This window comes from Streptomyces sp. NPDC034049 (assembly GCF_055575575.1).
Genome location: NZ_JBVISJ010000005.1, coordinates 118,288 through 138,651, shown reverse-complemented (window position 1 = coordinate 138,651; position 20,364 = coordinate 118,288). Strand labels below are relative to the sequence as shown.

Annotated in this window: 10 protein-coding genes; 6 read left to right on the top strand and 4 right to left on the bottom strand. The window is 71.6% G+C overall.

Annotation, left to right across the window (positions count from 1 at the left end; translation table 11 throughout):
* Window positions 1-33 precede the first annotated feature (33 nt).
* Complete coding sequence (locus tag ACZ52C_RS16820; protein ID WP_469075431.1) at window positions 34-528, bottom strand: SUKH-3 domain-containing protein; 495 nt, start codon at window positions 526-528, stop codon at window positions 34-36.
* A 127-nt stretch (window positions 529-655) separates the two neighbouring features.
* Window positions 656-1,156, bottom strand: a complete 501-nt coding sequence (locus ACZ52C_RS16815) for a YwqJ-related putative deaminase (RefSeq protein WP_469075430.1) — start codon at window positions 1,154-1,156, stop codon at window positions 656-658.
* 324 nt (window positions 1,157-1,480) lie between these two features.
* Between ACZ52C_RS16815 and ACZ52C_RS16810 the strand changes: the two genes are divergently transcribed.
* From ACZ52C_RS16810 to ACZ52C_RS16800, 3 genes are all read left to right on the top strand, one after another.
* On the top strand, window positions 1,481-2,497 hold the full coding sequence (locus tag ACZ52C_RS16810) for an SMI1/KNR4 family protein (protein ID WP_469075429.1): 1,017 nt from the start codon (window positions 1,481-1,483) through the stop codon (window positions 2,495-2,497).
* 7 nt (window positions 2,498-2,504) lie between these two features.
* Complete coding sequence (locus tag ACZ52C_RS16805; RefSeq protein WP_469075428.1) at window positions 2,505-5,405, top strand: SUKH-4 family immunity protein; 2,901 nt, start codon at window positions 2,505-2,507, stop codon at window positions 5,403-5,405.
* A 260-nt stretch (window positions 5,406-5,665) separates the two neighbouring features.
* A complete protein-coding gene (locus ACZ52C_RS16800) occupies window positions 5,666-6,541 on the top strand; it encodes a cellulose-binding protein (RefSeq protein WP_469075427.1) in 876 nt (291 codons plus the stop codon).
* 178 nt (window positions 6,542-6,719) lie between these two features.
* On the opposite strand, the gene ACZ52C_RS16795 is transcribed toward ACZ52C_RS16800, so the two are convergent.
* On the bottom strand, window positions 6,720-8,303 hold the full coding sequence (locus tag ACZ52C_RS16795; protein ID WP_469075750.1) for a sodium/solute symporter: 1,584 nt from the start codon (window positions 8,301-8,303) through the stop codon (window positions 6,720-6,722).
* An 89-nt stretch (window positions 8,304-8,392) separates the two neighbouring features.
* Window positions 8,393-8,836: a DUF485 domain-containing protein gene (locus ACZ52C_RS16790; protein ID WP_469075426.1), complete on the bottom strand. Its 444-nt coding sequence runs from the start codon at window positions 8,834-8,836 to the stop codon at window positions 8,393-8,395.
* A 364-nt stretch (window positions 8,837-9,200) separates the two neighbouring features.
* On the opposite strand from ACZ52C_RS16790, the gene ACZ52C_RS16785 reads away from it, so the two are divergent.
* The 3 genes from ACZ52C_RS16785 (at window position 9,201) to ACZ52C_RS16775 (ending at window position 20,314) form a co-directional block, all read left to right on the top strand.
* A complete protein-coding gene (locus ACZ52C_RS16785; protein ID WP_469075425.1) occupies window positions 9,201-12,818 on the top strand; it encodes a LamG-like jellyroll fold domain-containing protein in 3,618 nt (1,205 codons plus the stop codon).
* A gap of 171 nt (window positions 12,819-12,989) precedes the next feature.
* Window positions 12,990-19,868, top strand: a complete 6,879-nt coding sequence (locus tag ACZ52C_RS16780; RefSeq protein ID WP_469075424.1) for a polymorphic toxin-type HINT domain-containing protein — start codon at window positions 12,990-12,992, stop codon at window positions 19,866-19,868.
* Between the two features lie 44 nt (window positions 19,869-19,912).
* Window positions 19,913-20,314 carry a hypothetical protein gene (locus tag ACZ52C_RS16775; RefSeq protein WP_469075423.1) on the top strand — a complete coding sequence of 134 codons (402 nt, stop codon included), beginning with the start codon at window positions 19,913-19,915 and terminating at the stop codon, window positions 20,312-20,314.
* The last annotated feature ends 50 nt before the right edge of the window (window positions 20,315-20,364 follow it).

Below are 20,364 nucleotides of genomic sequence, written 5' to 3'. Positions count from 1 at the left end.
GGCCTCACCGGCCGAACCCATGGAGTGACCCGCTCAGCCCGCCGTCAGGCGCACCGGCGCCGAACCCGTGAGCAGCGTCGTGAGGGCGCTGTCGATGGTGGGGCCCAGGTACCAGTCCCCGGTGTGGTCGAGGGCGTACGTACGGCCCTCGGTGTCGATGGCGATGAGGGCCCGGGTGGCGATCTCGTGGCCGAGGGGGCAGACCTCGGTGTCGAGGGCGCGGCCGAGGTCGCCGAGGGTGCGGGCCATGTGGAGGCCGTGCAGCGGGTCGAGGTGCAGGTCGGCGGGGGCGAGCCGGCGGCCGGGGCCCTGGGCGGTGAGGCGCAGGCCGCCGAACTCGGCCCAGGCCTCGACGGCGGCCGGGAAGACCGCGTGGCGGTGTCCGGCGGGGGAGGTGTGCTCGCGCAGGGCGTCGGCCCAGATCTCGGCCTGCTTTATGTCCCAGCGGCCCGGCTGCCACCCGGCGGCGCGCAGGGCGGCGTCGACGGGAACGGAGAAGCGCGTGGTGGAGGTGCGGTCTGTGTGCATCTGCCCTTTGTTCGTCGGTGGTTCGTAGGTGTGCGTCGGTGGCGCCCGGCCGAGCCTGGGTCGTGTTCCGCGGGTCGTCCTCCGCGGGGCCCGACCTGACTGACGTGTTCTCCGGGCGCCGGGGTTCCTAGTTCTCCTGGGTCGGGTCCACGATGCGTACGCCGAAGTGGGTGCTGAGGGCCGTGCAGGAGCGGCAGGGCGTGGCGAACGCGCCGTGCAGGGGGTCGCCGTCCTCGCGGATGTGGCGGGTGGTGAGCTTGGCCTGCTTGAGGGCCTTGCGGGCCTCGCCGTTGGACATGGGTCTGCGGGCGGCGCGCTTGCTGCGGGCCGCGTCGGCGCCGGTGATGTGGCGGGAGATGAGGATGGCCTCGGCGCAGCGTCCGGTGAACCGGTCGCGCCGGTCGGTGGCGAGGGAGTCGAGGAACTCCTGGACCAGCGGGTGCAGGGGCGGTGCCTGGTCGCCGCGGGCGGCGGTGCCGGTGAGGGTCTCGCCGCGTACGGAGAGGGCGGCGGCCACGGTCGGCAGGATGCCGTCGCGGCGGTGGAGGAGGGCGGGGGCGTGCGGCTGCTCCGCGGTGCTCCAGCCGATGCGAGGGTCGCCCGAAGGACCCGCCTGCGTCGCGCTCATGGTCGTGATCCCCTCCTGTTGCATCCCCCGCCAGGGGACACAGAGTGCCAAACGGCGTGGCCGGTGCGGAAGCTGGGGCGGTACGACACGCCCGGGCTTCGGCGTTGCGTGAGGGTGGTGTGACGGCTGGTCACGGAAGCGGAGGCCCGATGACCGGTGTCGCCGTACCGCATAGGCTGTCGACAACCGCGATCCGTTCGGTCTTGCGATCGAGGGCGGACAGAACAGGCCGTACCAGGGCCTTTTCTGCTGTCGGAGAGCAGTCGACACAGCAACAACGCAGCCAGAAACAGGTCTCACAGAACGCCGCAGGGGGCTACCGCCATGACGACAGGTCGGCTCGGGCAGCAAGCCGCGCCGCCGAACGCGGCCTACGCCGGGCAGGTCGTGCAGTTTCCGGACCCGGTCCGGGCGGCGCGTCACCCGAGGGGTGTCCGTGTTGACGCGCACGGCTATCCGGACTTCTCGCCCTATGCGCGTGCCGCGGCGGAGATCGCCGATCCCCCGGAGGGGTTCGGGGTGGACGAGCTGCGGTTGACGGACTACGTGTCCGCGAACGCGGCGCTGGCGGCGTCCGGTCACGAGCTGTGGGACACGATCCCGCCGGTGGCGACGCCGCACGGCTGGACGTGGCACCACGCGCCGGGCGGTCGGCGGCTGGAGCTGGTGCCGGTCGAGGTGAAGGCGCTGCTGCGGCACCACGGTGGGATCGCGACGGCGCGCGTGGACCAGCACAAGCGGGGCACGCGGCCGTTGCAGGAGACCCGGCCTGCGCACTTCGGGCTGCCGAAGTCGTCGGCGGTGGCGGTGACGGAGACGCAGGTGCAGGGGGTCGAGGAGGACCTCGGGTACCGGTTGCCGGGCGCGTACCGGTCGTTTTTGAAGGCGGCGGGCGGGTGCGCCCCCGTGGGGGCGGCGCTGGACGCGGAGCTGGGGCTGCTGGTCGACCAGCCGTTCTTCACGGTGCGCGACGAGGCCGCGGTGAACGACCTGGTGTACGTCAACAAGTGTCTGCGGGACCACCTCACCAAGGACTATCTCGCGGTGGCGTTCGCGCAGGGCGGGATCCTCGCGGTGAAGGTGAAGGGCGACCGGATCGGGTCGGTGTGGTTCTGCGCGTACGACGACGCCCGTGACGTCGATCCGTCGTGGCCGCCGGCCGAGCGGGTGGAGCGGTTGTTGCTCCCCGCCGGTGAGGACTTCGACGCGTTCCTGTCCCGGCTGGCGGGCAATCCGCCGGAACTGGAGACGGTGGCCAACCTGATGGTGGACGGTGGCTTCGCGCGTGCCGTGCCGGTCGCGGCGTCTTCGGCGTCCTCGGCGTCCTCGGTGGGGGAGTGAGTTTTCGATGGTGACGTTCGCTCAGGCGCAGGAGCGCGCCGAGGAGTGGATCAACGGCGATCTGCCGGGCTATCAGCACCGTGAGGTGCGGGTGCGGGAGTTCGAGCTCGGGTTCGTGGTGTGGGCGGAGGACCGGGCGGACGGTCCGCGTTCCGACGGTGGCGCGCAGCGGCTGGTGATCGCCCGGGACAGCGGGGAGGCCACGTTGTGGCCGTCGCTGCCGGTGGGTGAGGTGATCCGCCGGTTCGAGGAGGAGTACGGCCGTACGGAGGCGGCTCCGGCCGCCGCGCCGGCGCCTCCGGCCCGGGTGGACCTGAACCAGACGTCGTTCCTGCTGACTCCGCCGGAGTGGTTGCAGGACGCGGCGGACCGGATGGGCATTCCGGACCACCGCACGGGTGCGGGGGCCGGGTCCGGCTCCGGTGCCGGTGCCGGTGCGTCCGACGGTGCCGGGTCCCGTCCCGCTGCTGCTGCCACTGCCGCCGATGCCGGTTCCGGTGGCGGTACGGGTGGTTCCGGTTCTCCGGGTGTCAACGGGGCGTCCGGGGGCGGCGGTTCGCTGCCCGAGACGATGGCGGGGCCGGTCGGGCAGTCGCCGTCGGCCGGCCGTGGGGTGCCCGACGCCCCGGCCGACGCCACGCCGTGGCCGGCCGCCGCCGCGGACGACGAGGTGCGGGACGCGGTGCCGCCGCCGCGGGACGCCGAACCGCACGACGTGGTGCCCGCCGGGGCGACCCCGTGGGCCGGGACGGACACCAACGCCGAGGCCGAGGACGACCGTTCGGTGCCGCTGCCGGACACGGTGTTCGCGCCCCAGCTGTCCGAGGCGAGCGACACCGACGACGCCCCCTCGCCCAGCGCGCTGCCGGAGGCCAAGACGGCGCTGATCTCCGGCGGCAGCCAGCTCCCGCGTACGGCGGTGGCGCCCGCCCTGGGCGCCCCCGGCCCCGACTCGGGCGCACCGGGCGGCCCCGCGCAGCCGCAGCAGCAGCCTCCGTCCGGCCCGGGGACCCCGCCGCCGGGCGCGCAGTCGTACGGGTATCCGCAGGGCCCCGGTGGACCGCAGGGCCCCGGCACGCCGCCGCCCGGCGCGCCGCAGTCGTACGGCTACCCGCAGGGCCCGGGTGGTCCGCAGGGCCTGGGTACGCCGCCTCCGGGGGCTCCGCCGGCGCCCCACGCCGGCGACATCGCGGACGCCGCCACGAGCAAGGCCGCGCCGCCGCCGCGCCGGGGCGGTGGGGCCGGTACGCCGCCGCCTCCGGCTCCGCCCGGGGCCCCGGGGACGCCGGGCGCCCGGCCGGGCGCCACGCCTCCGCCGCCGTCCGGTCCCGGCGCTCCGGGCACCCCGGCGGGCGGGTATGTGCCGACCCAACTGGTCTCCTCCCTCGGGCCGGACGGTCCGGGGGGCCCGGGTGCGCCCGGTGCTCCTGGTGGGCCGAATCCGCCGGGGGGTACGCCCGCCGGTGGGGTGCACCATGCGGCGACGATGCTGGCCGGCCCGGCCGTGGGCGGCCCGGGTGCGCCGCTGCCTCCGGGGCCTCCTGGGGCTCCGGGCCAGCCGGGCGGACCGCAGGCCCCCGGCGCCCCGGGTGCTCCCGGTGCTCCTGGTGGGCCGAATCCGCCGGGGGGTACGCCCGCCGGTGGGGTGCACCATGCGGCGACGATGCTGGCCGGCCCGGCCGTGGGCGGCCCCGGTGCGCCCGGTGCTCCGGGTGCGCCGCCCGGTGCCCCCGGTCCCGTGCACCACGCGGAGACGATGCTGGCCGGGCCGCCGCTCGGTGGTCCCGGTGCGCCCGGGGCCCCGCAGCCGCCCGGGCCGCCCGGGATGCCGCCGGGGGCTCCGCACGGGATGCCCGGTCAGCCGATGCCCGGTCAGCCGGGGCCGCCGATGGGGGCTCCGCCGGCGTACGGCTATCCGCAGCCGCCCGCCGGGCAGCCGACCGTGGGCCCCGGCTACCAGGCCGTGCTGCGCTTCCGGGCGCCGGACGGGTCCGAGCAGCAGGTGATCCGGCGTTCGGCGCCGGGGACGCCGCACCCGGAGTGGCAGATCTTCCACGAGCTGCGCGGGATGAACATCCCGCCGGAGGCCGTGCTGGAGCTGCACACCGAGTTGGAGTCGTGCGAGCTGCCGGGTGCGTACTGCGCGCGGATGATCCGTGAGCAGTGGCCGAACGCGCGCATCACCTCCATCGCCCCCTACGGCAAGGACCACGCGAGCCGGCAGCAGGGCATGGCCCAGCTCCTCGCCCACCAGGGCGAGTTGCACCAGGTGGCGGACGGTCCGGCGCGGCCCGCGCCGGTGCGTGCGCCGTTGCAGCCGGCGCAGCCGGCGCCGCCGGTCCCGCCGGAGTTGATCGGGCAGGAGCTGGCGGCGGCGTTCGGGCCGGGGGTGTTCCGGTTCGACCAGCAGGCCGTGTCGCGGCAGGGCGTTCCGCCGATCGTGGCGCACACCCTGGTCGTCGCCGGACTGCCGGTGGACATGGGTCCCTTCTTCTGGGCGCAGGCCCAGCCGGGCCGTCCGGTGCCGACGCTGGCGGAGCTGGCGCAGGAGCGCGGGGTGCAGCCGGCGGCCGACGCGGGCTCGTACCTGGTGATGGGCAGCGACTTCGGCAAGGCGCTCTGTGTGCAGTACGGCACGGCGAACATCGTGGCCGTGCCGGTGGAGGCGGGGCCGGGCGGTGCGCCCGTACCGCCGCAGTTCGTGAACACGGGGCTGCCCGAGTTCGCGCGCTGCCTGGCGCTGCTCGGCAGGATGTGGCGACTGCGCTTCGGCCTCAACCAGGAGCAGGCGGGCCGCTGGACCGTCGACTTCCAGGCGCAGCTCGCCGGGCTCGACCCGGCGGCGCTCGCCTCGCCGGAGAGCTGGTGGTCGGTGCTGCTGGAGCAGATGTGGGACGGGTTGCTGTGACCCGTCGCGGCTGACCTCCACGTCGGCCGCCCGTCTACGCAGGACGCGAGGGCCCGGCCCGGACACGCGAGTGATCCGGGCCGGGCCCTCGCGTGTGTCTGGGTCGAGGCCCGAAACGGGTGCGGGTGCGCCCTGCGGGTGTCCGGCCGCTCGCTCCCGTGACCTCGCACGGAGTGTCGCGTTATGAACCCTTTGGTCCGATCCATCAAGATGTGGCGCGAAATCATCATTTCGTGTGCGTCCGGCGGAGAGGGCCCAGCATGAGCAGCGCACCGACGGCACCCCATGACTTCGAGTTCGACGTCGTACGGCGTGGCTACCGTCCCGAGGAGGTCGACGCCCACGCGGCGGCCCTCTCCAGGGACCGGGACGCCGCCTGGGAGCGCGCCGCCCGGCTGACCGTGCTGGCCCGGGAGATGGGCGCGGACCTGGCCCTGCTGCGCGAGACGGTCGCCGGGCTCACCCCGCAGACGTACGAGGCGCTCGGCGGGCGCGCCCGGGAGCTGTTCGAGCTCGGCGTGGAGGAGGCCGAGGCCGTCCGCGAGGGCGGGCGCGAGGACGCCCGGCGGATCGTCGCGGACGCGGAGGAGGCCGGGCAGCGGCTGCGGGGGGCCGCGCAGGCGTACGCCGACAAGCTGCGCGGCGAGGCCGAGGAGCGGGCCCGGCAGGTGGTGCTGGCGGCCCAGGCCGAGGCGGACGAGCTGCGGATCGAGGCCCGGCGCGGGGTGAAGGAGGGGCGGGGCGAGGCGCTGGCCGCACTGCGGGAGACGCGGGAGCGGACGGAGGGCATGCTCGCGGAACTCCAGAAGGAGTACGACGAGCGGGTGGCCGGGATCGAGCGGGAGGTCGCCGAACGGGAGGCCGCGTTCGACGAGGGGCTGGCCGAACGGGTCGCTCGCGCGGAGGCGGAACTGCTGGCTGCCGAGCGCGCCTTCGCCGACGCGGAGGCCGATGCGGCCCGGATGCAGGAGGAGGCGGAGGAGCGGGCCGCCGAGGCGTTGGCGGAGGCGCAGCGGCGGGAGGAGTGGGTGGCCCGGGAGACCGAGCGGGTGCTGCGGGAGCACGGGGAGCGGTGGGACGACGTGCGGGCGCACATGGACTGCATCCGGGAGAGTCTGTCGGCGCTGACCGAGTAGGGGTGAGTGGGGGAGACAGGGGCGCGAGGGGTCTGGTCGGTGCGTTGTCGGGAGCGGGTCCGGTGGGGCTTCTCGCGCAGTTCCCCGCGCTGCTGAAAAGCCCCGGTGCCCAGCGGATGCAGCGTGGCCGGGGGCCCGGGTGCCGCTTCGGCGGTCCCGGGCCCCCGGCCACGACGTGTCAGTCGCCCCTTCTTGTCGCGCCTGCCAGGATCCAGCCCTCCACCGCCTCGTACTGCCTGCGGTGTTCCTCCGCCTCGGTGCGGCCGGAGAGGGCCGTGCCCAGCCAGCCGAAGGCGAAGCCGAGGGGGATGGAGAGCAGGCCCGTGGTGGTGAAGGGGAACCAGTTGAAGTCGGCCCCGGGGAAGGCGGAGTGGGGGGAGCCGGAGACCAGGTTGGTGCCGGTCATGAGGACGAGGACGGAGAGGGTGCCGCCGACGAGGGTGTACATCAGGCCCCGCCGGGTGTAGCGGCGCCAGAAGAGGCCGTAGACCAGGGCGGGCGCGATGGCGGAGGCGCCCAGGCAGAAGGAGAGCGTGACCAGGGGCTGGAGGTTGCGGTGCTGGACCATCGTGGCGAGGACGATCGCCGTGACGCCGACCGCGCCCGCCGACAGCCGGGCGATCGTCATCTCGCGGCGGGGCGTGAGCGGCCTGGTCGCGTGGGCCGCGAAGACGTCGTGGGCGAGGGAGTTGGCGCAGGCGAGGATCATGCCGGCCACGGAGGCGAGCAGCGTCAGGAAGACCGCCGTCGTCACCGTCGTGAGGAGCAGTGTCTCCGCCGTGGACACCTCCGTGCCGAACGCCGCCATCGAGCCCAGCAGATAGGCCGTGTTGCCCTGGGGGTCGACCGCCGCGATCACCTCACGGCCGATCAGGGCCGTCGCGCCGAAGCCGATCACCGAGATGATCACGACGAAGAGGGCCACGGAGGGGACCGCCCAGGACAGTGAGCGGCGGACCTGGCGGGCGCTGTTCGCGGTGTACATGCGCATGGTGACGTGCGGGAGGCAGGCACCGCCGAGGACGACCGTCAACTGGGCGCTGATCATGTCGAGTTCGGGGTACGGGCCGCCGGAGAACTGGAGGCCGGAGCTGAGGTAGCCGGTGCCGACGCCGCTCTTCTCCGCCGCCGCGCCGAGCAGCAGGCCGGGGTCCCAGTCGAACTTGTGCAGGATCAGCACGGCGACGAGCGCGCCCGAGCCGAGCAGCATCACGATCTTGAGGATCTGGATGAGGGCGGTGCCCTTCATGCCGCCGATCGCCGCGTAGCCGATCATCAGGGCGCCGACGACCACCACGACACCGGTCTTCAGGCTGGCGTTGGAGAAGCCGAGGATGAACGCCAACAGGTCACCGGTACCGGCGAGTTGGACCAGCATCATCGGCATCAGCGCGGCGATCGTGACCACGCAGGCGACGATGCGTACGGAGCGGCCGGGCATCCGCCGGGCGAGCGCGTCGCCCATCGTGAACCGGCCCGCGTTGCGCAGGGGTTCGGCCAGCAGGAACATCAGCAGCATCAGGGACAGGGCGGTGCTCAGGGCGAGGACGACACCGTCGTAGCCGAAGAGGGCGATCACTCCACCGGTGCCCAGCACGGTCGCCGCCGAGATGTAGTCGCCGGCGATGGCGAGGCCGTTGCGCATGGGGGAGAGCGAGCCGTAGCCGGTGTAGAACTCGTCGAGGTCGTCCCGGTCGGGGCCCGTCATCACGCACAGCAGGAGCGTGATGGTGGCGACCGCCGTGAAGCCGACGAGCGACATGGCCCGTGCCGAGCCGCTGAACTCGGCGAGTCCGCCCGCGGCCGTGGTCGAGGGGGCGCCGGCGGTGAGGACGATGGTGGTGCCGAGGTTCATCGGACGGTCCCCCGCCTCGCGTCGACCGCGGCCAGGTCGCGCATGCGGTCGGCCAGTGGGTCGACGCGCAGACGGGCGGTGTGCTCGTAGAGCCAGATGGCGAGGCAGGTCACCGGTACCTGGAGGAGGCCGAGCAGCAGGCCCGCGGAGAGTCCGCCGCTGACCTCGCCCGTCATGAACGAGGGGGAGAAGGCGGACAGCAGGAGGAACAGCACGAAGTAGCCGAGGGCCGTCAGTGTCGCCACCCGCCGCTGCCAGCGGTAGGCGCCGCGCAGCACCCGCAGGTCGCTGTGGTGACCGAGGGAGGGATGTCGGGGGGTGTCTGACGTCGGCTGAGGTTCTGGTTCCCGGGGGGCCCAGGGGTAGGTCTGGTACGAGGGGGACGAGGTGGGCGGCGGGTACGGCGATCGGTGCGGGGGTGACGAGTACGGGTCGGTCATCCCTTGGTCTCCTTGCGCGGCTCGGGTCCGGGTGCGGACCGCAGGGAGGGGGGCGGGCGTGAACGCTACTCGTGGGTTCGGCGAAGCGCGAGGCTTTCCGCAAACTGATCGGTCGGTATGCGCTTACTTGGAGGATCTGCCGCTGACCTGGGGTGTTACCGGGATTAACTCAGGTTTTTTGAACGAGGGTCAGAAGGGAGTTGTGGGCTTGCTGTGTGCAGTGTGTGAGATGTGCCTCACCGATCGCCACTTGGTCAACAAAACGGCACTGGTTACCCTCCCTTCGACCAACGAATAACCAAAAAATAAAAAAGCGGGGGGAAGAGTGCGACCACACAGTCGCAGTCGAGCCATGCGCGGAGCGATGACCGTCGCTGCCGCGGTGCTCGTGCTGGCCGCCGGCGTACAGGCCGCGCCGGTGCAGGCGGCGGGCACGGATCAGGACACGGGGAACACCGGCCGCACGGCCGACGACGGGGCACGGGGCAAGGACTTCTGGGAGGACGACGAGCTGCCGGCCGCCACGGCCGAGGCGCGCGCCTCCGAGCGGGCCGTCGCATCCGGAAAGCCCGTCGCTGTCGACGAGTTGACGTCGTCGACCAGCAGGGTCGTCGCCAATCCCGACGGCACGTTCACCGCCGAGACGGCGACGTCGCCCGAACGCGTCCGCAAGGACGGCGCGTGGACGGACATCGACACGACCCTCGTCGCCGGGCCGGACGGCGGCCTCGCGCCGCGCGCCGCCGAGGACATCCGCTTCTCCGGCGGCGGCACCGACGAACCGCTGGCCCGGATGGTGCTGGCGGGCAAGGAGTACGCGGTGTCGTCCCCGTGGGCGCTGCCGGAACCGGAGGTCGACGGCTCGTCGGCCGTGTACCGCTCGGTGCTCCCGGACGTGGACCTCGCCGTGCAGGCCCACCCCGACGGCTTCACGTACCACCTGGTCGTCCACAGCCGCGAGGCCGCCGCCGACCCGGCCCTGCGGAAGGTGACCTTCCCCGTCGAGACCGAGGGGCTCTCCGTGCGCACGGACGACTCCGGCGCGGCCTCGTTCGTGGACGCCTCGGGACACGCGGTCGTCTCCAGCGGCTCGGCACTGATGTGGGACGCGGGCACCGGGGCCGCGCCCTCCGCGAACACCGCGGCCAGGAAGGCCTCGTCGTCGGTGCCGGCCACCGGGAGGAAGTCCGCGCCCGCGTCGCCCTCGGCCACCGTCGAGGCCGTCGCCGACTCCCTCGGCGTCGACGCCACCTCCCGTACGGCCGTCATGGACACGGCGTTCACCGACGACACCCTGACCGTAGTCCCGGACCGGGACTTCCTGACCGACACCGCCACCACCTACCCGGTGGTCATCGACCCGCCCGCGGTCAAGGCGACCCTGACGGGCTGGACCGCGCTGTGGTCGGACTCGCCCGGCACCAGCTTCTGGAAGACCAAGCACGCCCTCGGTGTGGGCTACGACGCGTACGTGGACAACAAGAAGTCCCGCTCGCTGTTCCAGTTCGACACCCGCAGGGTGGCCGGCAAGAAGATCATCGACGCCACCTTCACGGCGTACGCGATCTGGTCGGCCAACTGCGACAAGCGCGACGTCGACCTGTACCGCACCAGCCAGATCTCCTCGTCCACCACCTGGAACTCGCAGGAGAGGTCGCTCAAGTGGCACGCGAAGGTCGACACGGTCTCCGCCGCCAAGGGCCACTCCGCGGACTGCAAGGACGGTGACATCGAGTTCGACGCCACCGCGGCCGTCGCGCACACCGCGAAGGCGAAGGACACGCTGACCACGCTCGGTCTGCGGGCCGACGAGGGCGACCCGATCGCCTGGAAGCAGTTCATGTCGCCGCTGGACCCGGAGGCCACCTCCGCGCGCAAGCCCCGGCTGTCCATCACCTACGTCACCCCGCCGGACAGCAAGCCGTCCTCGGTGAAGATGTCCGACCCGAAGATCGCCTGCTCCGCCTCCTCGGCACCCGCGCAGATCCGGGACGCCACGCCCCGGCTGACCGCGACGCCCACGTCGAGCGATGCCTCCAACGCCTCGCTGCGCCCCAACTTCGAGCTGTACAAGGGCACTTCGACGACGGCGACCTCGCTGAAGCCGACCACCTGGACGGACAGCGGCACGGCCGGCACCTCCGTCACCGCGACCCTGGACGAGAAGGTCACGTACAAGTTCCGGGCCCGCACCGAGTACAAGTACACCTGGAAGGGCGACACCCACTCCCTCTACGGGCCGTGGTCGGGCTACTGCTACTTCACGGTGGACTCCAAGGGCCCACTGCTGCCGAAGGTCTCCTCGACCGTCTACCGGGAGTGCGCGGGCACCAGTTGTGACGCCGCCGACCCGGAGCTGGGCAGCGTCGGCATGACCGCCGGCTTCAAGATCGAGGGCGGCGCGGGCGACGTCCGCCGCTACGACTGGTGGCTCAACGGCGTGAAGCTCGGCAGCAAGTCGTTCACCGCCAACACCCCCACGTACGAGATCGAGGCCGCGCCCGACAAGCGGCTCACCAACACCCTGCGCGTGCAGACCTACGACGGGGCGGGCAACGCCAGCCCGCACGCCGACTACCAGTTCCGCGTGGCCAAGGGCTCCGACCCGGTCGCGAGCTGGAAGTTCGACGAGGGCGGCGGCACCACCGCCGCGGACTCCTCCGGCAACAACCGCACGCTCACCCTCACGTCGACGACCTGGACGGACAAGGCCCGCCTCGGCGGCGCGCTGCGCACCGCCAACGTCAGCGGACAGGGCGGGGTCACCGCGGCCTCCGTGCTCGACACCACCAACAGCTTCGCCGTCGGCGGCTGGGTGCGGCTGACCTCCAAGGACCACATCTCCACCGTGGCCACCCAGAGCGGCACCCGTGCGGGCGCCTTCCAGCTGTACTTCTCGCAGTCGCTGGACCGCTGGGTCTTCAACCGGTACGCGACCGACGCCGACGAGCCGGTGATCGTGCGCGCCCAGTCCAAGAAGCCGCCCGTGGTGGGTGCGTGGACCCATGTCATGGGCGTCTACGACCACAACAAGAAGCAGATCCGGCTCTACGTCAACGGACAGCTCCAGGCGGCCACCGAGTTCACCACCCCGTGGGCGGCCAAGGGCACCTTCGAGGTCGGCCGGATGAAGGCGAGCGGCCGGTACTCCTCGTGGTTCGAGGGCGACCTCGACCACATCCAGGTCTGGAACCGGGTCGTCTTCGACAACGAGATGGGCGCCGTCGCCAACGCCGAGAACCCGGCCACCGGGCACACGCAGCCCGCGCTGCTCGCCAACTGGGGCTTCGACGAGACCTCCGGCACCGTCGCCGCCGACGCCACCGGCCGGGGGCACGGCCTGACCCTCGAACAGGGCGCGGCCTTCGCCACCACCGACGATCCCGCCCACGGCAGCGTCCTGGAGCTCGACGCCGCCCAGTACTCGCGGGCCACCTCGCCCGTGTCCCTGGACGAGTCCGGCAGCTACACCCTGGCCGGCTGGGTCGACCTGGCCGCCCAGTCGCGGCTGGAGAACACCTCCATCGCGCACTCGCCGACCGTCTTCTCCCACCCGGGCGCCGAGCGGAACTCCTTCCGCCTCTGGTACCGGCAGCCGGAGGGCCAGAGCGTCGGCGACTGGAACTTCGGGCGCTACGAGACGGACGTCCTGCTCGGCCCGGCCGCCACGGTCACCTCCGACGAGGTCAACGCGCCCGGCGGCTGGGTGCACGTCGTCGCCGTCTTCGACTCGGTGAACAGCTCCATCAAGCTGTATGTCTCCGGGCAGCGGCAGGGCGACGAGGACGGTGTGCTCAGCGAGGACACCTACCAGCCCGCCGGTCCCCTGATGGTCGGCGGTTCGCGCCGCCACGACAACGGCGAGTGGGGCAACCCGCTGCCCGGCCGCCTCGACGACCTGCGCGTCTACGCGGGCGTGCTCTCCGACGCGGAGATCACCCAGCTGGCGACGGTCGACGAGCCGCCGGTGCCGATCGAGTAGCCGACCGCCTCCTTCCTCTTCCAGCGGTGTGCCGGGCCACCGGCCCGGCACACCCTCGTCCCACGATCCGGGAGAACTCCCCACGTGTTGTCCAGGAACAGCTCACTGCTGCCCAAAAGCTGGGCATGGAGCAGGGCGGGCCGACGCCGACTGGCGTCCGTCGTTCTGCCCGTGTCCACGGCGATCGTCGCCACACTGCTCAGCGCCGCACCGGCCCTCGCCGCCGACGACGAGCGCGACCACACCGCCCTGCAGAAGGCGAAGTACGGCAAGGCCCGGCCGTTCGACCCGAAGGTCACCAGGGTCAAGGACCCGACGGAGGCCGCCGCGCGCGAGACGCTCGCCAAGGCCCGCGCGAAGGTGACGTGGCCGGGGGCGTCGGCGGTGACGGTCGATCTGCCGCCGGAGAACAGCGAGAAGTCGGTCAAGGCCGCCGGGCTGCCCATCACGCTCGCCCAGCCCAGTGCCAAGGCGGTGAAGGCCGCGAAGGCCGCCGCCGGGTCCGCGAAGGCCGCCGAGGCCCCGGACGAGGCCAGGGTCCGCGTCCTCGACCGGAAGACCACCGGCCGACTCGGCATCGACGGCCTCGTCTTCACGGTCGCCCGTGCCGACGGCGGGACCGGGGCCGCGAGCATCGGCGCCACCATCGACTACAGCTCCTTCGCCGACGCCTACAGCGGCAACTGGTCCTCCCGGCTGCGTCTCGTGCAGCTTCCCGCGTGCGCGCTGACGACGCCGGAGAAGGCGGAGTGTCGTAAGACCACTCCGGTGGCGTCGGAGAACGACGGTGAGGCCGAGACGGTCACCGCGCAGCTCACGACCCCGAAGTCGGCCGCGGCCGGTTCGAAGACCAGGACGGCGCAGGCCGCGAGGCCCGCCGCGATGGTGCTGGCGCTGTCCGCCGCGGCCGGCTCGGACCAGGGCACCTACGAGGCGACGCCGCTGGCGGCCTCGTCGACCTGGTCGGCCGGCGGTTCCAACGGTGACTTCACCTGGAACTACCCCCTGGAGACCCCGCCGGCCCCGGCGGGCCCGGCGCCGAACCTGTCCATCGGCTACTCCGCGCAGAGCGTGGACGGCCGTACCTCCTCCACCAGCGCGCAGCCGTCGTGGATCGGTGAGGGCTTCGACCTGTCGACCTCGTACGTCGAGCGGGCGTACGGCAGTTGTGAGGACGACGGCCAGGACAAGAAGTACGACCAGTGCTGGAAGGAGGACAACGCCTCCCTCGTCCTCAACGGCAAGTCCACGCCCCTGGTGAAGGAGGGCGGCAAGTGGCGGCCCAAGAGCGACGACGGCGAGCGGGTCGTCCATGACACCGGCGCGGTCAACGGCGACGACGGTGACGCCGGGGAGAGCGGCGACAAGGGCGAGTTCTGGACGGTCACCGCGACCGACGGCACCCAGTACGTCTTCGGCAAGAACCGCCTGCCCGGCTGGAGTTCGGGCAAGGCGGAGACCAACTCGGTGTGGACGCTGCCGGTCTTCGGTGACGACTCCGGCGAGCCCGGGTACTCCTCCGGTGACTCCTTCTCCGGGCGCGCCAAGACGCAGGCCTGGCGGTGGAATCTCGACTACGTCGTGGACCCGCACGGCAACGTCATGACGTACTGGTACGACAAGGAGCTCAACCACTACGCCAAGAACGGCACCACCGGCAACGGCACCGAGTACGTGCGCGGCGGCTGGCTCAAGCGCATCGACTACGGCCAGCGCACCGACACGGTCTTCTCCACCACCCAGCCCGCCGCGGCCCGGGTGAAGTTCACCGTCGCCGAGCGCTGTCTGCCCGTCTCCGGCGGCGAGAGCTGCGGCTCGCTGACCTCGTCCAACCGCAATGCCTGGCCGGACGTGCCGTTCGACCAGATCTGCGCCGCCGACAAGCCCTGCACCGACCAGCCCAGCCCGTCGTTCTTCACCCGCAAGCGCCTGACCGACGTCACCACCCAGGTGTACGACGGCGCGGGCAGCGCCGAGAGCGACTACCGCGCGGTCAACGCCTGGCACCTGGGGCAGACCTTCCCCGACCCGGGCGACGGCTCGGACGCCGGCCTGTGGCTGGACTCCATCAAGCGCACCGGCAAGGTCGGCGGGGACGCCTCCCTGCCCTCGGTCACCTTCAGCGGCGTCCAGCTGCACAACCGCGTCGACCGCACCGGCGACGACGTCGCCCCCTTCATCAAGTGGCGCGTGCGTACGGTCACTTCGGAGACCGGCTCCAAGCTGACGGTGAACTACTCCAAGGAGGACTGCGTCGCCGGCTCGGACGTCCCCTCCGACCTGGACTCCAACACCCGCCGCTGCTACCCGGTCAAGTGGATCCCGCCGTCCAACCCGACGCCGGGCACCGACCCCAAGCCGCGCACGGACTTCTTCCACAAGTACGTCGTCACCCAGGTCACCGAGTCCGACCCCTACGGCGGCGCCCCGCTGAAGCAGACGGACTACACCTACAGCGGCGGCGGCGCGTGGGCGTACGACGACGAGTCGCCCATCACCCAGGCGAAATACCGCACCTGGGGCATCTGGCGCGGCTACCAGAAGGTCACCACGACCACCGGCGAGCCCTCCGGCACCCGCTCGAAGTCGACGACCCTCTACTACCGGGGCATGGACGGCGACAAGCAGTCCGGCGACACCACCCGCAAGGAGACGGTCACCGACTCCACGGGCAAGGAGGTCACGGACTCCGAGCAGTTCGCCGGCCAGGCCCGTGAGCAGATCACGTACAACGGCGTCGACGGCGCCGAGACCAGCGGCACGATCAACACCCCCTGGTCCCGCACGACCGCCACGGACAAGCACTCCTACGGCACGGTCAACGCGTACCTGGTCCGCACCGCCTCCACGGTCACCCGCACCCCGGTGGCCGGCGGCACCACGCTGACCTCCACCAAGTCCACGACGTACGACCCGACCAGCGGTCTCGCCCTGAAGGAGGAGACCGACGCGGCGGGCGAGAAGGACTGCGTCGTCACGGAGTACGCCGTCAACGAGACGGCATGGATCCTGTCCCTGCCCAAGCGGGTGGAGAGTGTGTCCACCGGCTGCGACGCCACCCCGAAACGAACGAACGACCCGAAGACGACCGACGTGATCTCGGACGTCCGGGTGTCGTACGACGGGCAGGCGTACGGGAAGGCGCCGACGAAGGGCGACTCGACCCGACAGGAGCGCGTCACCGGCTACGCCGCCGACGGCACCGCCCAGCTCCAGACCGTCACCACCGCCAAGTACGACGCGCTGGGCCGGCTCACCGACAGCTGGGACACCAAGGGCACCCGGACCAACCACGCCGAGTACACCCCGGCCGCGGGCGGCCCGCTGACCAAGCTCACGGAGATCAACGCCCTCGACCACGCCACCACCACCGAGTACGCGCCCGACTGGGGTGTGCGGACCGCGACCGTCGACCCGAACGGCAACCGTACGGAACTGGCGTACGACGCCTTCGGCCGGCTCACCGACGTGTGGCTCGCCGACCGTGACCGGGGCGCCGACCAGTCGCCCACGCACAAGTTCGAGTACAAGATCCAGAACACGGACGCGTCCTGGGTCGCCACCAAGTCGCTGAACAACGACGGCACCACCTACCGCACCGAGTACGCCATCTACGACGCGCTGCTGCGGCCGCGCCAGACCCAGACACCCGCCGCCTCGGGCACCGGCCGGGTCATCACCGAGACCAAGTACGACACCCGCGGCCTCGCCGTGTCCTCGTCGGCCGACTACATCGACACCACCGCGCCCTCCGGCAAGCTCGCCGACCTGCTGACGGCGGCCCCGGCCGGTACGGAGACGGTGTACGACGGCGCCGGGCGGCCGGTGATCGAGAAGATCCTCACCAACGAGAAGGAGTTCTCCCGCACCACGCACACTTACACCGGCGACACCACCACCGTGGAGCCGCCCACCGGTGCCCCCGCCGTACGCGAGAAGGTCGACGCCCGGGGCCGGCTGACCGAGAAGCTGGAGTACGACGGCAACAAGGCCACCGGCTCCTTCAGCCGCCTCTCCTACGGCTACGACCACGCCGACCGGCTCACCTCCGTCAAGGACGACGACGGCAACGCCTGGTCGTACGGCTTCGACCTGCTGGGCCGGCAGACCAGCACCTCGGACCCCGACGCGGGCGCCAGCACGTCCGAGTACAACGACCTCGACCAGGTCGTGGCGGCCACCGACGCCCGGCAGAAGTCCATCGGATTCACCTACGACCTGCTCGGCCGGACCACCGGCAAGCTCGACGGCAAGGTCCCGGTGGTGAACGGCGCGCCCGCGCCGGAGGACGCCAAGTACCTCGCGCGCTGGACGTACGACTCGATCGCCAAGGGCCGGCTCACCTCGGCCATCCGGTACGTCGGCGGCAAGGCGGGCAGCGTGTACGCGCTCACCAACGCCAAGTACGACAAGGTCTACCGGGTCCTGAACGAGCAGTACACGATCAGCAAGAGCGAAGGTGCCCTGTCCGGTGCCAACGGCACCTGGACCATCGCCAACGCCTACAACCTCGACGGCACCCTCCAGAAGCGCACCATCCCCGCGATGGGCGGCCTCGGGCAGGAGGTCCTGAAGTACGGCTACACCGAGCAGCGGATGCCGGACACCCTGGAGGGCCTCACCGGCATCGTCCAGAACACGGACTACCTCCCCGCCGGTGAGCAGATCCGCACCACGCTGGGCGTCTCCTCGGCGGCCGACTGGACCGAGATCAACCGGTCCTACGAGACCGGCACCAAGCGGCTGGCCCGCCAGAACGTGGTCTCCGAGACCCACACCGGCACCGACGCGGACGTGTACTACCGCTACGACCCCGCCGGCAACCCCGTCGAGATCGAGGACAAGGCCACCAGCCCCAGCGACCGGCAGTGTTTCACCTACGACGGCCACCGCCGTCTGAAGTCCGCCTGGACGGCCACGGCCGACTGTGCCACCACGCCGGCCACGGCCGACGTGGGCGGCCCCGGCAAGTACTGGCAGTCGTTCACCTACGACAGCGCCGGCAACCGCAAGACGGCCACCGACCACCTGACTGCCGAGACCACGTCGTACGTCTACAAGACGGCCGACCAGACCCGCCCGCACGCCCTGGCCTCCACCGAGACCAAGAAGGACGGCAAGGTCACCGCCACCACCGGCTACACCTACGACAAGGCGGGCAACACCGACCTCAGGACCGTCGGCGGCAAGACCCAGGACCTCGACTTCAACGCCGAGGGCAGCCTGGAGAAGGTCACCGGGGCGGACAAGGCCACCACGGAATTCCTCAACGACGCCGACGGCAACCGGCTCATCCGCCGCGACGCCACCGGCACGACCCTCTACCTGGGCGAGACCGAGCTGCGGCTCGACAGGACCAGTGGCGCCGTGTCCGCCACCCGCTACTACACCCACGGCGCCGAGAGCGTCGCGGTGCGCACCACGGCGGGTCTGTCCTGGATCGCCGGTGACCACAACGGCACGGCCAACGTCCAGGTCGACGCGGCCACGCAGCGGGTCACCCGGCGGCAGACGAAGCCGTTCGGCGAGGACCGGGGCACCGCTGCCCCCGCGTGGGTCGGCGAACGCGGTTTCGTGGGCGGTATCAAGGACCCGACCGGCCTCACCCACCTCGGCGCCCGCGACTACGACCCGACCACGGGCCGGTTCCTCAGCGTCGACCCGGTCGCGGACCTCAAGGACCCGCAGCAGATCAACGGCTACGCCTACAGCAACAACAACCCGGTCACCTTCGCGGACCCGGACGGCAAGTTCTTCTTCGCCCTGATCGCGCTGATCGTGGCCGTCGTCCCGCTGATCGTGGCGTACAGCAACTACGTCAGCAACAGGTCCTCCGGCTCCAGCGGCTCCGGCGGCATGTCCACGATGGGCAGCGCCAACTACGCCTCCTCGTCGGGCGGGGGCGGCAACTGTTCGCTGATCCAGCGGAACTACGGCATCTGCGACAACAAGGAGCCGGAGGACCCGAGAGCCGAGGGATCCTTCAAGGACTTCCTGGCGGGCGCGGGCCACAACGTCCTCTCCGGCATCGAGGCCATGTCAGAGTTCAGCCCCGGCTGCTGGTTCGAGGACTGCAGCGGCGCCACCGACATGTACGACGACTTCGTCGAGGGCAAGGGCGTCGACGAAGACTCCCAGGCGTACGACGCGGGCGACGACACGGCCGAGGTGCTGGGCTGGCTCACCGGCTTCGGAGGCGTGTTCAAGTCACTGGCCAAGAAGCTGGTGAAGAACACCAGCAAGAAGGCGGCCAAGGAAGCGGACGCGCCGAAGATCGGCTGCACCCAGTGCTTCCTCGCCGGCACCGATGTCCTCATGGCCGATGGGTCCACCAAGGACATCGAGGATGTCGAGGTCGGTGACGAGGTTCTGGCCACCGACCCGGAGACGGGCGAGACAGGCGCCCGTGAGGTCACCCGGCTCATCGTCACGGAGGACGACAAGCACTTCAACGAGCTGTCCATCGCCACGGAGGACGGCGTCGAGAAGCTCACGGCGACCCACGAGCACCCCTTCTGGTCGCCGTCCGAGCGGGACTGGATCGAGGCACGCGACCTCCGGCCGGGCATGACCCTGCGGACCGACGAGGGCGACACGGTCGCCGTCACCGCCAACCGCGCCTTCGAGCGGCACGCCCGCACGTACAACTTCACGGTCGCGGAACTGCACACGTATTACGTGCTGGCCGGGAAGACCCCCGTTCTGGTCCACAACAGCGACTGCGGGCCGGAACTGAACATCAACGAAGGTCAGTTCGGTAAGAAGTGGGGCAAGCACGCGCAGGACTACGGGCTCAACCCTGGCGACGCCTCGGCCCGGAAGTGGTTCCGGGACAAGATCTCGGAGGTGCGCGGCTCCCATGACGAGGTACGGCAAGGTCCCTGGAACCCCAACAACGGCGGAGGCAACGACTACTTCTTCTACCGGAGAGGGAAGGACCTGCTGGTGACCAAGGGCGACGGGCAGTTCGTCACCATGTTCCCCATGGACGGGAAACCCAACGGCTGGTTCCAGGACGCCAAGCCCTATTCGTGCAAGTGCAAGGAATGATTGTGGACGGACGAGAGATGGCGACACCACACGCCGGACAGCGGGTGACGTCCGCGCGGGCGATCCGCTATGTCGCTGAGGAAGATGCGGCGGGGGGCGGGGCCGCCGCAGGGCCCACTGGTGTTCCCTCTGCCGAGGGCATCGAACTGCTGCTTGCCGACGGTGGCTCCGTGGTGCTCTCCAGCGGCACGGACTGGACGCTGAAGGTCTCGACGGGCCGGTGGCCCGACCTGCCGGACTGGTGCTGGCCCGCCGAGTCGTGGCGGTACGAGCGGATCGACGAGATCGGGGCTCCCGGTCTCGATGAGATCGTCGCCTTCTCGGAGACAACGAACGAGATGGCGGAGACCTCTGGAGCCGTGCTTCAGTTTCCCTCAGGACGGATGACGATCAGGTCGGGTGAAGCGGTGACCTGGGAAATCGTGCCGACCGAGCCGCGCAACTGACCGGTCGCAGCGGAAAGAAGCGGGCCCTGCCGGATTCCTGGCAGGGCCCG